This window comes from Sphingobium sp. B8D3A (assembly GCF_025961995.1).
In the GTDB taxonomy this organism is placed as follows: domain Bacteria; phylum Pseudomonadota; class Alphaproteobacteria; order Sphingomonadales; family Sphingomonadaceae; genus Sphingobium.
The window spans coordinates 2,996,213-3,009,637 of record NZ_JAOQOS010000001.1 but is presented as its reverse complement, the minus strand read 5'-3'; the positions used below and the strand labels follow the sequence as shown (position 1 = coordinate 3,009,637).

13 protein-coding genes are annotated in these 13,425 nt (G+C 62.8%); 10 read left to right on the top strand and 3 right to left on the bottom strand.

Annotated features, from left to right (window positions below; genetic code table 11):
• Positions 1-70: 70 nt before the first annotated feature.
• The 3 genes from M2342_RS13895 to M2342_RS13885 form a co-directional block, all read right to left on the bottom strand.
• Positions 71-490, bottom strand: a complete 420-nt coding sequence (locus tag M2342_RS13895; protein ID WP_264575283.1) for a VOC family protein — start codon at positions 488-490, stop codon at positions 71-73.
• A gap of 125 nt (positions 491-615) precedes the next feature.
• Entirely contained in the window at positions 616-1,455 is an 840-nt protein-coding gene (locus tag M2342_RS13890) for a 2OG-Fe(II) oxygenase (RefSeq protein ID WP_264579524.1), read from the bottom strand.
• Positions 1,456-1,539: 84 nt separating this feature from the next.
• Positions 1,540-2,094: a DUF3617 domain-containing protein gene (locus M2342_RS13885; RefSeq protein WP_264575284.1), complete on the bottom strand. Its 555-nt coding sequence runs from the start codon at positions 2,092-2,094 to the stop codon at positions 1,540-1,542.
• A 229-nt stretch (positions 2,095-2,323) separates the two neighbouring features.
• On the opposite strand from M2342_RS13885, the gene uvrB reads away from it, so the two are divergent.
• The 10 genes from uvrB (at position 2,324) to M2342_RS13835 (ending at position 13,420) form a co-directional block, all read left to right on the top strand.
• Positions 2,324-4,519, top strand: a complete 2,196-nt coding sequence (gene uvrB / locus M2342_RS13880; protein WP_264572290.1) for an excinuclease ABC subunit UvrB — start codon at positions 2,324-2,326, stop codon at positions 4,517-4,519.
• A gap of 70 nt (positions 4,520-4,589) precedes the next feature.
• Positions 4,590-5,045: a hypothetical protein gene (locus tag M2342_RS13875; RefSeq protein WP_264571018.1), complete on the top strand. Its 456-nt coding sequence runs from the start codon at positions 4,590-4,592 to the stop codon at positions 5,043-5,045.
• Positions 5,042-5,329, top strand: a complete 288-nt coding sequence (locus tag M2342_RS13870; RefSeq protein ID WP_264571017.1) for a type II toxin-antitoxin system RelE/ParE family toxin — start codon at positions 5,042-5,044, stop codon at positions 5,327-5,329. Before M2342_RS13875 ends, M2342_RS13870 begins: the two co-directional genes overlap by 4 nt.
• Complete coding sequence (locus M2342_RS13865; protein ID WP_264571016.1) at positions 5,298-5,618, top strand: HigA family addiction module antitoxin; 321 nt, start codon at positions 5,298-5,300, stop codon at positions 5,616-5,618. The genes M2342_RS13870 and M2342_RS13865 overlap by 32 nt, the downstream gene beginning before the upstream one ends.
• A 371-nt stretch (positions 5,619-5,989) precedes the next feature.
• Positions 5,990-7,183 carry an efflux RND transporter periplasmic adaptor subunit gene (locus M2342_RS13860; protein ID WP_264571015.1) on the top strand — a complete coding sequence of 398 codons (1,194 nt, stop codon included), beginning with the start codon at positions 5,990-5,992 and terminating at the stop codon, positions 7,181-7,183.
• A 97-nt stretch (positions 7,184-7,280) separates the two neighbouring features.
• Positions 7,281-10,421: an efflux RND transporter permease subunit gene (locus M2342_RS13855; RefSeq protein WP_264573348.1), complete on the top strand. Its 3,141-nt coding sequence runs from the start codon at positions 7,281-7,283 to the stop codon at positions 10,419-10,421.
• A gap of 131 nt (positions 10,422-10,552) precedes the next feature.
• On the top strand, positions 10,553-11,794 hold the full coding sequence (locus tag M2342_RS13850; protein WP_264579523.1) for a DUF445 domain-containing protein: 1,242 nt from the start codon (positions 10,553-10,555) through the stop codon (positions 11,792-11,794).
• Positions 11,795-11,885: 91 nt separating this feature from the next.
• Entirely contained in the window at positions 11,886-12,272 is a 387-nt protein-coding gene (locus tag M2342_RS13845; protein ID WP_413715171.1) for a DUF2946 family protein, read from the top strand.
• Positions 12,273-12,339: 67 nt separating this feature from the next.
• Positions 12,340-12,810: a copper chaperone PCu(A)C gene (locus M2342_RS13840; protein ID WP_264579522.1), complete on the top strand. Its 471-nt coding sequence runs from the start codon at positions 12,340-12,342 to the stop codon at positions 12,808-12,810.
• Positions 12,797-13,420: an SCO family protein gene (locus M2342_RS13835; protein WP_264579521.1), complete on the top strand. Its 624-nt coding sequence runs from the start codon at positions 12,797-12,799 to the stop codon at positions 13,418-13,420. The genes M2342_RS13840 and M2342_RS13835 overlap by 14 nt, the downstream gene beginning before the upstream one ends.
• Positions 13,421-13,425: the final 5 nt, after the last annotated feature.

The window sequence follows — 13,425 nt, the reverse complement described above, 5'->3', positions numbered from 1 at the left end:
GGCGCGCCGTTAGCACAAGCGCAGGCCAGGTCGCCCGGAAAATTCTGACCGTCGGGGCGTGTTTGCGGATCTAGCCGGCCGCGGCGGCTGCCTCAGCATCGCCTTCGCCGGGGCCGACGCAGTAGAAACAGAGCTTGTTGCCATCGAGATCACGCACATAGGCGGCGTAGAAGGCCTGACTCCCATCGGCACTGCGCAGACCAGGCGGGCCTTCATCCACCCCGCCCATTTCGATGGCCTTGCCATGCAATCGCCGCACCTTCTCCCGCGTGCGCTGGCCCATGGCGACCATCGCCCCGTTTCCGGGGGTCGCTGGTCCGCCATTGAAGGGCTTGGCGACGCCAAACATCGGTTTGCTCCAGCTGGCGCCCCAGGCCGCGATATGCGGCAGCTCCAGCAACCGCCGGATGCCGACACTGCCGAACAGCGCATCATAGAAGGCCATGGCGCGCTGCAGGTCATTGGTGCCCACCGTCGTGTAGCCGATCATGGGTGCCTCTCCGCCGGGATGCCGTCAGGCGATCCCGTTCCTTGCTGTCAAAGGCCGACCAGCGGCAAATCCAGGTCGACCCGACAGACGATCTCCCGCTGATGCGGACTTGCCGTACCGCAGCTTCATTTGAAACGATTGAACTTGGTTGCAAAGGGGTAGAGGCGCGGCGGCACCCAGTCTCTCAGAAAATGGTCGAACCGGACCGCAAGATCCTCCCGGTCGGTCGTGCCGGGCCGCGTCTTGAAGACCGTGGTCCGCTGCGGGAGTTTGTTCAGCCCCTCTTCGCTCGCGGTGTAGTAATAGGTGGCAATGGACCGCCGTGCGCGATCAGGGGGGCAGCGAACGGGGTCGGGCTGCCCATGGAAGCTGTCGAGCGACGTGTTGAAAATGACTGCGCGTCCGAGCACCGGCGCGATCCGGTGTTCGCACTTCGTCATCTTTTTATCCCACAGTTCAAGATGGCCACCCCAATCATCCTGCCAGTCGTCGTTCAGATAGATCAACAGGTTGAGGCGCCGCTCAAGCTTGAGGGGCTTGTGAATGTTGAAATCGGCATGAACGCCCAGATGGCCGCCGCTGCGCGTCTCGTGCAAACCCCCACCCATATAATATGGATCGGGAATGAGCCCCTTGATGCCAGTCAGCGCCTGCAGGAAGCGCAGCACGGCTGGGCTGTTCAGCTCTGTGACAAGATTGCGCAGTCGGGCGCCGGGAATCTGGCTTGGCGGAAGCTGCACCTTGAACCGCTCCTGGTCGCGATCGAAGAAGCTTTTGTCGCTTGTGTCAGGAAACTCGCCGAGCAAGCTGCGCAGAAATGGCATCGGCAGGAATTCTTCCATCACGATGTGAGGAAAGGGGGCGCCAGTCTGATAAGCTTCAGCGAGCTCGGTGCCCGCTTGCTTGCTGGCATCCTCGTCGAAGTGAATATAACCTTCATTCTCGATTGGCGTGAGTATTGCCATCACTTCCCCACTGCATTGCTTGTTTGATGTCGCTCAGGGTGCATCCCCCCCGCGAGTCTAAAAAGGCCGTTCAAACGCGGATCGTCAGCCCTGTTCGTCTCCCTTGCAGGCGCCGACCCGCTTGGCGTCCACTGTCATCTTCATCGTCATCTCGCCTGCGGCGTCCCCGCCTTGGGCCTTTGAGGCCATCTCCATCCGGTAGCGGTCGGGGGCATATTCGCCGTCCATCTTCATTTCCATGCGGCCCTGCGCGCCGCCATCGCATTTGAGTAGCGCGGAAATCTTACCATTTTTCATCGTGAAGTGATCATATTTGCAGCTCTTGTCGTGCTCGCCGGTGAAAAAGGCTTTCTGCTCCTTCACATCCTCTTCGGTCACGCAACTGGTGAAGCTTCGCCCGGCGCCCATCTGCGCCTTCATGTGATCACGCGCTTCGGCGGGCAGACCGGGCATCTCGATCTCCTGCACCGTCATCTGGCCTTCCCACCGGCCGGGGCTGACCATGACACCATCGCCGCCGGCAGCCGCCACTTGCTGCTGCACTTCCTCGGGCGTCGCGTTGGTCGCCGAGACATTCGGGCCGCTGTCGCAGCCGGAGAGGACAAGAAGGGCAGGGGTGATCAGAAAAACGGCGCGCATGGGCATGTCCTCTTCGCAAGGCCCGGCACCTGTGTGTCCAAGCTCGTCCGGCCGGTGATGGCGCTTTAGCCTCCGCAGGGCAAGCTCGAGAACGGCACGACGGACGGATCGGTGGCAAAAGCCTGATTGACGCTCACCCCATATCATGATGGCGGGCCCAGTCATCGTCGATCCCGCTTTGTTCTTCCGCCCCATTGCCGCCGGCGGCCACAATCGCCATATTCCCCCTATGGCGATCCAAATCCGCACAAATCTGGCTGAACCCCAGACCGACCAGTCCTTCGTTCCCCACCGTCCGGCACGGCCGGAAAAGGCGGAGGGAGGCAGGCGTTTCAAGCTGGTGAGCGATTATCAGCCGGCCGGCGATCAGCCCACGGCCATTGCCGAGCTGGTCGAGGCGGCCGAGGCTGGCGAGAAGGATCAGGTGCTGCTCGGCGTCACCGGGTCGGGCAAGACCTTCACCATGGCGAAGGTAATCGAGGCGGTGCAGCGCCCCGCGCTGGTGCTGGCGCCCAACAAGATCCTCGCCGCGCAGCTCTATGGGGAATTCAAGAGCTTCTTCCCTGACAATGCGGTAGAATATTTCGTCAGCTATTATGATTATTACCAGCCCGAGGCCTATGTGCCTCGCTCTGATACGTACATCGAGAAAGAGTCGAGCGTGAACGAGGGGATCGACCGGATGCGCCACTCGGCGACCCGGTCGCTGCTGGAGCGCGATGACGTGATCATCGTTGCGTCCGTCTCGTGCATTTACGGCATCGGTTCGGTCGAAACCTATTCGGCGATGACCTTCAGCCTCAAAAAGGGCGAGAGCGCCGATCAGCGCGAGATCATCCGCAAGCTCGTGGCGCTGCAATATAAGCGCAACGATGCCGCCTTCGCGCGCGGCAACTTCCGCGTTCGGGGCGACAATCTGGAGATTTTCCCGAGCCACTATGAGGATAATGCCTGGCGGATCAGCTTCTTCGGGGACGAGATCGAGGAGATTGTCGAGTTCGATCCACTGACCGGCAAGAAGGCGGCGAGCCTCGATTACGTCAAGGTCTTCCCCAATTCGCACCACGTCACCCCCGGCCCGACGCTCAAGCAGGCGATGGAGGCGATCCGCCACGAACTGACCGAGCGGCTGAAGGAGCTGGTCGAGGAGGGCAAGTTACTGGAGGCGCAGCGGCTGGAGCAGCGCACCAATTTCGATCTGGAAATGATCGCAGCCACGGGCTCCTGCGCCGGCATCGAGAATTATTCCCGCTTTCTCACCGGCCGCCTGCCGGGTGAGCCGCCGCCGACTCTGTTTGAGTATCTGCCGGAAAACGCGATCCTTTTCGTGGATGAGAGCCATCAGACCGTGCCGCAGATCGGCGCGATGGCGCGGGGCGATCATCGCCGCAAGGTGACGCTCGCCGAATATGGCTTCCGCCTGCCAAGCTGCATCGACAACCGCCCGTTGCGCTTCAATGAATGGGACGCGATGCGCCCGCAGACGGTCAGCGTCTCCGCCACGCCCGGCAACTGGGAGATGGAGCAGACCGGCGGCACTTTCTCCGAGCAGGTCATCCGCCCGACCGGCCTCATCGATCCGCCGGTGGAGATCAAGCCGGTCGAGGATCAGGTGGACGACCTCATCCATGAAGCCAAGTTGACCGCGCAAAAGGGCTACCGCACCCTGGTGACCACGCTCACCAAGCGCATGGCCGAAGATCTGACCGAGTTCATGCATGAGGCAGGCCTCAAGGTCCGCTACATGCACAGCGATGTCGAGACGCTGGAGCGCATCGAGCTGATCCGCGACTTGCGCCTGGGCGTCTATGACGTGCTCGTGGGCATCAACCTGCTGCGCGAGGGTCTGGATATCCCCGAATGCGGGCTCGTTGCCATTCTTGATGCCGACAAGGAAGGCTTTCTGCGCTCGGAAACCAGCCTCATCCAGACCATCGGCCGCGCCGCGCGCAACATCGATGGCCGCGTGATCCTCTATGCCGACCGCATGACAGGCTCGATGGAGCGCGCGCTCAACGAAACGAACCGTCGCCGCGAGAAGCAGGTCGCCTATAATCTGGAACATGGCATCACGCCGGAAAGCGTGAAGAAGCAGATCGGCGACATCATCGCCCATGTCGCCAGCAAGGATCAGGTGACCGTCGACACCGGCCTCGACGATGCGCCGCACATGGTGGGCCATAATCTGCGCGCCTATATCGAGGATCTCGAAAAGAAGATGCGCACCGCTGCTGCCGACCTCGAGTTCGAGGAAGCCGGCCGCCTGCGCGACCAGATCCGCAAGCTGGAAGCCGAGGAACTGGGGCTCCCTGTCGATCAGCAGGTCACCGCCAATGCGGGCCGCTATCTCGGCCGCGCCACCGAGGGCAAACCCGGCACGCGCAAGATGCGCTACGGCAAGACGCAGCGGAAAATGGGGCGTTAAACAGCAAAAATCTGTATTGCTAACGTCGGTAAACTATCATAGTATGCTCCCGTAGAGAGAAGGCTATGGCATGCAGATCGAAATCGACTTTGACGTTTTCAAAGCACTCACCGCCCTTCGACATAACGAGGCGGACGGGTATAATGACGTTTTGCGTCGGTTATTGAAGCTTCCTAATCGTGAAAATGCCGTCACCAATGCGTTGCTTGCCGGCATGAGTGAAGCAGAGGTGGATGCCCTAATGCGGCGTCCTGCTGGAGGAAATGTGCTCGCGCCGTATATGAACGGTGCTTGGTTTAATGGCGTTCTTTTTCCCAACGGAACGAAGCTTAAGGCGGATTACAAGGGGCGAACTTACTTCGCGGAAATCCAGAATGGGCAGTGGCTGGATTCTAACGGGATTGTCCGTACCAGTCCTTCAGATGCAGCAGGCGCGATAACCGGGAACAACGTTAATGGTTGGCGTTTTTGGCATGCAAAAGGCCCCGCGGATGCAAATTGGCGTCGGCTGGATGAGTTTCAATGATCCGGTCGTTTACCGATGGGGAGTCTGAAAGAGTCTTCCTCGGCCAGCGCAGTCGCAAGCTGCCGCCGGATATCCAGCAGACGGCGCGCCGCAAACTTCGTCAGATCAATCGCATCACAAATCTGTATGATCTCCGCATTCCTGCGGGAAATCGCTTCGAGCAGTTGAAAGGCTTCACACCTTCACGATATAGTCTGCGGATCAACGACCAATGGCGGATCACGTTCAACTGGTCGGATGGAGGCGCAGAGAATGTCCGGATCGAGGACTATCACAGAGGATGACGGCCTGCTGGACAATGTCCATCCGGGCTCGATCCTGCGCGAGGATTTTCTGGTCGGTAGCGAGATCTCACTTGATGAAGTCGTGACAGGCGCGGGGGTCGAGAAGCGGCGCCTGTCAGACGTTCTCGCTGAGGTTTATCCCGTTGACGCGAATATGGACCTGCGGCTGGCTCGTTATTTTGGTGTGAGCGAAGGGTTTTTCCTGGGTCTTCAGATTGATTACGACTTGGAAGAAGAGCGCCGCGTGCATGGGCGTGAACTGGCGAAAATCGTTCCGCGGGCTGCCTGATCCGCCAAGCTGGATCGGTAAGTGTTGCGTCTGCTCAAACCGTTTATTTTCAGGACTTGGTTAGGCGACCTCATGGTGAGAATGGCGGTCGCTGCCTCTCATTGTTATGTTCTTAATTTCGTTTGACAGCAAGTAGACGAAGTCTACAAGCCGGCACCGCTGCGACACTCGGATTTCTTGCAGGCGCATCCGCCAAGCATCGCTTTTGCTCAGCGTTCATTCATGCTGCTGTCCTGTAAGGTCTTCAGCTTAGAAAGCGAAGTGAAAACAGGGTGTTGCGGCTGCGAGAAGGTGGGTATAATCCCGCTTGTCGATAGTGACTTATTCATGTAATACAGTTCGAGCTAAGGGGCGCCTAGGCGGCGAAACTCATGAACTATGAAGCGAACATGAAATACGGCGTGTCCAGTGCGGACCCGGAAGAGGCCGAGAGTCGGCAGAAGCGGCGGCGCCTGCTGCTGGTTGTTGGCGCGCTCGTCGCGTTGGCGGTCATCGCGATGCTGGCCTATCGATTCTTCGGCGGTTCGGGCGATCAGGGCGAGCAGGTCAGCCAGGTGGCAATCGTCACCGTCGCTGTGCCCGCGCAGGAAGCCGTGACGCGCACCGCCAATGCCACCGGCTCACTCGCAGCGCGGGTGGATATGCCCGTCGGCGTGGTCGGCGAGGGTGGCCGCGTGGTCGCCGTTCATGTTCAGCCGGGCGACTGGGTCGGCGCGAATCAGATTCTCGCGACCATCGAACGCTCGGTGCAGGCCCAGCAGATTTCCCAGCTCGAAGCGTCCGTGCAGGTCGCCCGAGCCGACGCCAAGCTGGCCCAGAACAATCTTGATCGCGCCAAGGCGCTGGTGAGCGACGGATTCGTGTCCCGCGCCGACATCGACCAGAAGACCGCGACGCGCGATGCTGCCGTGGCCCGGGTCAATGTGGCGGTGGCGCAGCTCAACCAGATGCGCGCGCAGGTCGGGCGGCTGGATATTCGCGCGCCGGCCGCAGGGCTGGTGCTCACGCGTTCGGTCGAGCCGGGTCAGGTCGTCTCCGGCGGCAGTGCCGTGCTGTTTCGCATCGCGCGCGCGGGCGAAATGGAAATGAAGGCGCTGCTCTCCGAAGACGAGCTGGCCTTGCTGTCCGAAGGCGCCGTGGCACGCGTGACGCCTGTCGGCATGACGCAGAGCTTCGAGGGCCGCGTGTGGCAGATCGCGCCGGTGATCGACCAGACGTCGCGCCAGGGCATCGTCCGCATCGCCGTGCCTTATAATGCCGCGCTGCGTCCGGGTGGTTTCGCTAATGCGGAAATTGCCATGGAGCGCGTGTCGGCAGCAGTCCTGCCGGAGTCCGCGATCCAGAGCGACCCTAAGGGCAGCTATGTCTATGTCGTCGGCAAGGATAACAAGGTCGAGCGCCGGTCGGTGAAGACGGGCGCCGTGACAACGCGGGGCATCGCCGTGGTGCAGGGACTCAATGGCTCGGAGCGCGTCGTGCTCTATGCCGGCGGCTTCCTCAGCCCGGGCGAGACGGTCAAGCCCCGGCTCGCGAAGAGTGCAACGGACGGAAGGGCTGGCGGCTGACCGGCGACGCCTGACAAGCGACGTCTAACGGGCGACGTCTAACAGGGCGCCGCTGCTTGTGGCGGCCGTCACACGCTAGATTGGCAGGACATACGAGATGAGTCTTCGCAACATATCGGCCTGGAGCATCCGCAATCCGGTGCCGCCGATCGTGCTCTTCATCGGCCTGCTGCTGGCGGGCATCATTGCGTTCAGCCGCATGGCCGTCGTGGACAATCCGGACATCGATTTTCCGGCCGTCAATGTGACGATCAGCCAGCCGGGCGCCGCGCCGACGGAAATCGAGACCCAGATCACCCAGCGCGTCGAGGCGGCGGTGCGATCGATCAATGGCGTCGATGAAATCCAGTCGACGGCCAGCGAAGGATCGAGCCAGACTTTCGTCCAGTTCCAGATCGGCGTCGATTCCAACGTCGCTACCCAAGAAGTGAAGAACGCGGTCGACCAGATTCGCAGCGATCTTCCCGATGGCATTCTCGAGCCCTTCGTCCAGAAGGTCGAAGTGGGCGGCGCCGAGATCGCGTTTTTCTCGGTCCAGGCCTCGGACATGACGATCGAGCAGTTGAGCTGGTTCGTCGACGATACGGTGGCAAAGCGCCTGCTCGGCATCGAAGGCATGGCGCGCGTCGGGCGCGGCGGCGGCGTCGATCGCGAAATCCGCGTGACGCTGGATCCGGCCAAGATGCAGTCGCTCGGCGTTACGGCGTCGCAGGTCAACCAGGCGCTGCGTCAGGTGAACGTCAACGCGGCGGGCGGCCAGGCGGAGATCGCCGGCTCGCGTCAGTCGGTGCGCGTGCTGGGCAATGCGCAGGATGCCTACAGCCTCGGCCAGACCCAGATATCGCTGGGCAACGGCCGCACGATCCTGCTGGCGGACATTGCCAGCGTGACCGATGGCTATGGCGAGCAAAAGCGCCTGGCGAAGGTCGGCGGCAAGCAGGTCGTCAACTTCTCCATCGAGCGCGCCAAGGGCGCATCGGACGTCAGCGTCTTCGATGAAACGCTCAAGGTGTTGAAGCAGCTTGAGACGGAAAATCCCGGTATTCGCTTCTACCAGCGCTTCAACAGCGTGAACTATACCAAGAGCCAGTATAGCAGCTCGATGCACGCTCTCATCGAGGGTGCGGTGCTCGCCGTCATCGTGGTGTTCATCTTCCTGCGCGACTGGCGTGCCACCGTGATCAGCGCGATCGCCATTCCGCTCTCGGCAATTCCGACCTTCTATTTCATGGATTTGATGGGGTTCAACCTGAACTCCCTGTCCCTGCTCGCGCTCGGTCTGGTGGCCGGCGTGCTGGTCGACGATGCGATCGTGGAGATCGAGAACATCGTGCGGCACATGCGCATGGGCAAGACGGCTTATCAGGCCTCCATCGACGCGGCGGATGAGATCGGCCTCGCGGTGGTTGCAACGACGATGTCCATCGTCGCGGTGTTCTTCCCGGTCGCCTTGATGCCCGGCATCACCGGTCAGTTCTTCAAGAATTTCGGCTTCACGGTCGTCATCGCCGTGCTGATCAGCCTTGCCGTCGCGCGCATGATCACGCCGCTGGTCGCCGCTTACTTCCTCGAACATCATGGCGAGGAGAAGCATGGCGAGGGCTGGCTGATGGACCGCTATATGAGCCTGCTTGGCTGGGCACTCGATGATCGCAAGGCCAAGGCTTATGCACGGGGCGGTGGGCTGGGGCGGCGGATTCGCGCGCGCTTCCTCGATCATCGCGTCTGGATGATGGGCTTTGGTCTGGCGGCCTTCGCCTTGACCGTCATCCTGCTCATCTCGATGCCCAAGCAGTTCGAGCCCAATGCCGATCAGGATTTCAGCCGGATCAACATCGAGGCAGTGCCGGGCACCACGCTCCGGCAGAGCGAGGCCATTGCCGATCAGGTGACCGAGCTGCTGAACAAGCAGCCGGAAGTCGATACTGCCATGGCGAACGTCGGCGAAGGCAATGCCCGTATCTTCATCACGCTCAAGAAGGACCGCAAGCGGACCAGCATCGAGTTCGAGCGCGAACTGGCGCCGCGCCTCGCGGAAATAGCGGACGCGCGCGTCTCGTTCGCGTCCCAGCAGGGCGGGTTCGGCACGGGACGCGACATTTCTGTGATGCTCTCCGGCTCTGACCCGGCGCTTCTGGAAGAGACGGCGACGAAGGTTGCCGAAGAGATGAAGAGCCTGCCCGGTGTGGTGGCGCCGCGCGTCAATGCCGACATGCAGCGGCCGGAGCTCATCATCCGTCCGCGGCTCGATCTGGCGGCGCAACTTGGCGTCACGACGTCCGCGCTCAGCCAGACGATCCGCATCGCGACGCTGGGCGATATCGACCAGAATAGCGCGAAATTCTCGCTGTCCGATCGCCAGGTGCCCATCCGGGTCATGCTGCCGGAATCGGCGCGGCGCGATCTCTCGAACATCGAGAACCTGCCTGTCCCCACGGCGGGCGGCGGCACCGTGCCGCTCAGCCGCGTCGCCGAGATCAGCTTCGGCTCCGGGCCCACCTCCATTCAGCGTTATGCCCAGCAGCGCCGCATCTTCGTCGGTGCGGATCTGGCGCAGGGCGCGGTCAAGGGCCCGGTCATGGAGGCGATCAACAAGCTGCCGACCATGCGCAACCTGCCGCAAGGCGTGAGCAATCAGGCCGTCGGCAGCGATCGCTGGCAGGAGGAGTTGATCCAGAACTTCGTCATCGCCGTGACCTCTGGCGTGCTGCTGGTCTTCGCGGTCCTGGTGCTGCTCTACAAACGCTTCATCTCGCCGCTGGTGAACATGTGCTCGCTGGCGCTGGCGCCCCTGGGTGGCCTGCTGCTGATGCTGGTGATGAACGAGCCGCTCTCGCTGCCGGTCTATATCGGCCTGCTGATGCTGCTGGGCATCGTCGGCAAGAACTCGATCCTGCTGATCGACTTCGCGCTGGAGGAGATGGACAAGGGCGTGCCCAAGTTCGAGGCGATCATGGAAGCAGGCCACAAGCGCGCCCAGCCGATCGTCATGACGACGGTCGCCATGACCGCCGGCATGGTGCCGACCGCGCTCTCGCTCACCGGTGATGGCGCCTGGCGCTCGCCGATGGGCATCACCGTGATCGGCGGCCTGATCCTCTCGACGCTGCTCACCCTCGCGATCGTGCCGGCTGCGTTCAGCCTTGCCGATGGCGTCGAAAAGCGGATCGGCCCGTGGCTGCGCCGCCGGGTGCTGACCTATGATGGCAAGGGCGAGGCTGCTCAGCCAGCCGAATAAGCAGGGCTTTCAGGAACTCTTGTCGCTGGCGGGACTTCTTCCGGCAGCGGCTTGGTTCGCGTGCCGGGATGGACCGGCCGCGCGATGCCTTGCCGGATGACCCAGGGGCAGCACTCGGCTAGAGACGTCGCATGATCAAGGTTCCCGTCCATAGCGGCGTGCGGCAGATGCGCATCATTGCGACCGGGTTGCTGGTCGTGATGGCGATTGCCTATGTGTCGGCGCGTCGGTTCGAGGACCTGCATCCGGCTTTGGGCTTCGTCCGGGCGTTCGCCGAGGCGGCCATGGTCGGCGGATTGGCCGACTGGTTCGCGGTCACCGCGCTGTTTCGTCATCCGCTGGGCTTGCCGATCCCGCACACCGCGATCATCCCTCGCAACAAGGACCGCATCGGCGATACGCTGGCGGTCTTTCTGCGCGACAATTTCCTCACGCCCGCCGTCGTCGCTCGCCGCATGGGCCGGCTGGATGTCGCCGGCGCGGCCGGGCGCGTGCTGGCGGCGCCGGCCGCCAGCGATGGACGGCTACGCCGTGGCGCCTCACGATTGCTGGCCGATTCTCTGGAAGCGCTGGACGACGAGCGGCTAGGCGGGATGCTCAAGGGCGTGCTGGTGCAGCGCATCGGCCAACTCAATGCCGCGCCGCTGCTGGGCCAGTTGCTCGCCGCGGCCATGAAGGACGGGCGCCACCAGCCGGTGCTCGATGCGCTGATCCGCTGGGGCGCGCGGACGCTGGAGGCCAATCGCGAGCTCATCCGCCAGATCGTGCATGAGCGGTCCGGCAAGATCATGCGCTTCACCGGGCTCGACGAGACGCTGGCTAACAAGATCATCGACGGGCTGGACAGGCTGCTGCAGGAAGCTGCTGACGATCCCGAGCACCGTCTGCGCTTCAAGGTGGAGGAGGGGCTGGCGACCCTTGCGGACGATCTCCAGACCGATCCCAAGATGCAGGCGCGTGTCGACCGCATCCGCGACGAGATGATCGCTAACCCGGCCATGCAGCGCTGGCTGGATGGCATCTGGCAAGCCGCGCGCGAGGCCATGCTGCGCGCCGCACGTGATCCGCAGGCAGCGCTCGCCGGGCGGATGGGCGAGGTGGTGCGCCAGCTTGGCGAAACGCTCCGCGACGATCCCGCGCTCAAGCATGTGGTCAATCGTTTCGCCCGGCGCGTCGCGGTCGGCACGGCGGCGCGCTATGGCGACAGCATCGTCCTGCTGGTCTCCGAAACCGTGCGCAGTTGGGACGCGCGAACGATCACCGGGCGGCTGGAAAATGCGGTCGGGCGCGATCTGCAATATATCCGTATCAACGGCACCCTTGTCGGAGGGTTGGTCGGTCTCACGCTGCACAGCCTGAGCTATCTGTTCTAGAAAATCCGCTCCTGCCTGCGCGCCGTGAGGTTTTATCCGTTCGCGGGTGACAAATGCGGCGGAGGGGATTAGGAGCGCGGCCGTGTTGCATATGCGCCGCCTTGTTCTTTCGCACCGCTGCTGGGCTGCCACGCTGCTCGGCCTCGCGTTGCTGTTCAAGGCGCTGATGCCGGCGGGCTTCATGCCCGTCGTCAGTGGCAAGACGCTCACCGTCGAGCTGTGTTCGTCCGGCGGGGCCGGGCCGATCACGCTGCACATTCCCGTCGAGGGCAAGGACAAGACGCCGCAGACCCAATCGGATCAGACCTGCGCCTTCGGTGGCCTGACGGCTCAGGCGCTTGCCGCAACCGATCCGGTCGTGCTCGAAGCCGCGCTGGCGTTCATCTTCGCGACGGCCCTGCTGCAGACCGATCTGCGGCTGCCTCGGCATGAGACCTATCTCCGTCCCCCGTTACGCGGTCCTCCGGCCAACGCCTGACAATCTGAGCTGATTTGTCGGTTCTGCCGGCGCGTCGTCACGCGCGGGCATGTCGGAGTGTTTCTCAATGCAAATTCCTATCCTAATCGCGGCGGGTCTCGCCGCAGCTCTGGTGGCGCCTGCCACCGCGCAGGGCGTCAAGAAAGACGTCCTCACCATCGATCGACCCTGGGCACGGGAAACCGCGCGGGGCCAGTCCGCCAGCGGCGGTTTCCTCACTATCACCAACAGCGCCCGTGCGGATGAGCGCCTCACTGGCGGTAGCACGCCGGTCGCCACCCGCGTCGAAATCCACAGCATGAGCATGGAGGGCGGTGTCATGCGGATGCGGCCGCTCAAGCATGGCCTGCCGATCCCGGCCGGCGGCTCGGTGACGCTCAAGCCGGGCAGCTTCCATATCATGTTCATGGGCCTCAAGCGCCCGCTGGTCCGGGGCGAGACCATTCCCGTCACGCTCGACTTCGCCCGCGTCGGCAAGGTGCAGGTCTGGTTCGCCGTCGAGGCCGTCACTTATGGAGGCAGCCATGGCGGACAGTGATCCGCGCCGGCTGGCTCGCATTCGCTTGTGGCTCTGGCTGCTGGTGGCGCTCGCTGCCCTTGGCCTTGGTATTCTGCTGGCCCTGCGGTTCGTCACCCAAGGTCCGCCGCAAGTGATTGCGGGGGCGCCGGCCGATGTCGGCCAGCATTTCTCGCTGGTCGACCGAAATGGAAAGCCCGTGACCGCGCAGACGCTCAAGGGCAAGCCCTATGCGATCTTTTTCGGCTTTACGCGCTGCCCGGATATTTGCCCGACGACGCTCAGCCGCATGGCGCATCTGCGCAAGGCGATGGGTGCCGATGGGGACAAGTTCCGCATCGTCTTCGTCTCGGTGGATAGCGGCCATGACAAGCCGGCCGATGTGGGTGCTTATGTCGATCTGTTCGGCACGCCCATTCTCGGCCTCACCGGTTCGCCAACGCAGATTGCCGACGCCGCGAAGTCATTCCGGGTCTTTTACCAGAAGGTCCCGCTCGAGGGCGGCGATTACACCATCGATCACAGCGCCTTCGTCATCCTCATGGATCGTGACGGGCGCCTGCAATCCCTGCTGAGCGATCAGGATAGCGAAGATGCGGCCCTTGCCGAACTTCGCCGCCTGATCGCCTGACCCAC

What these genes read in the sequence shown, in the direction of transcription:
- M2342_RS13840 (WP_264579522.1), top strand. Translation starts at nt 12,340, where the DNA reads ATGCAAATTCCTATCCTAATCGCGGCGGGTCTCGCCGCAGCTCTGGTG.
- M2342_RS13850 (WP_264579523.1), top strand. Translation starts at nt 10,553, where the DNA reads ATGATCAAGGTTCCCGTCCATAGCGGCGTGCGGCAGATGCGCATCATT.
- M2342_RS13865 (WP_264571016.1), top strand. Translation starts at nt 5,298, where the DNA reads ATGTCCGGATCGAGGACTATCACAGAGGATGACGGCCTGCTGGACAAT.
- uvrB (WP_264572290.1), top strand. Translation starts at nt 2,324, where the DNA reads ATGGCGATCCAAATCCGCACAAATCTGGCTGAACCCCAGACCGACCAG.
- M2342_RS13835 (WP_264579521.1), top strand. Translation starts at nt 12,797, where the DNA reads ATGGCGGACAGTGATCCGCGCCGGCTGGCTCGCATTCGCTTGTGGCTC.
- M2342_RS13870 (WP_264571017.1), top strand. Translation starts at nt 5,042, where the DNA reads ATGATCCGGTCGTTTACCGATGGGGAGTCTGAAAGAGTCTTCCTCGGC.
- M2342_RS13855 (WP_264573348.1), top strand. Translation starts at nt 7,281, where the DNA reads ATGAGTCTTCGCAACATATCGGCCTGGAGCATCCGCAATCCGGTGCCG.
- M2342_RS13875 (WP_264571018.1), top strand. Translation starts at nt 4,590, where the DNA reads ATGCAGATCGAAATCGACTTTGACGTTTTCAAAGCACTCACCGCCCTT.
- M2342_RS13860 (WP_264571015.1), top strand. Translation starts at nt 5,990, where the DNA reads ATGAACTATGAAGCGAACATGAAATACGGCGTGTCCAGTGCGGACCCG.
- M2342_RS13890 (WP_264579524.1), bottom strand. Translation starts at nt 1,455, where the DNA reads ATGGCAATACTCACGCCAATCGAGAATGAAGGTTATATTCACTTCGAC.
- M2342_RS13885 (WP_264575284.1), bottom strand. Translation starts at nt 2,094, where the DNA reads ATGCGCGCCGTTTTTCTGATCACCCCTGCCCTTCTTGTCCTCTCCGGC.
- M2342_RS13845 (WP_413715171.1), top strand. Translation starts at nt 11,886, where the DNA reads ATGCGCCGCCTTGTTCTTTCGCACCGCTGCTGGGCTGCCACGCTGCTC.
- M2342_RS13895 (WP_264575283.1), bottom strand. Translation starts at nt 490, where the DNA reads ATGATCGGCTACACGACGGTGGGCACCAATGACCTGCAGCGCGCCATG.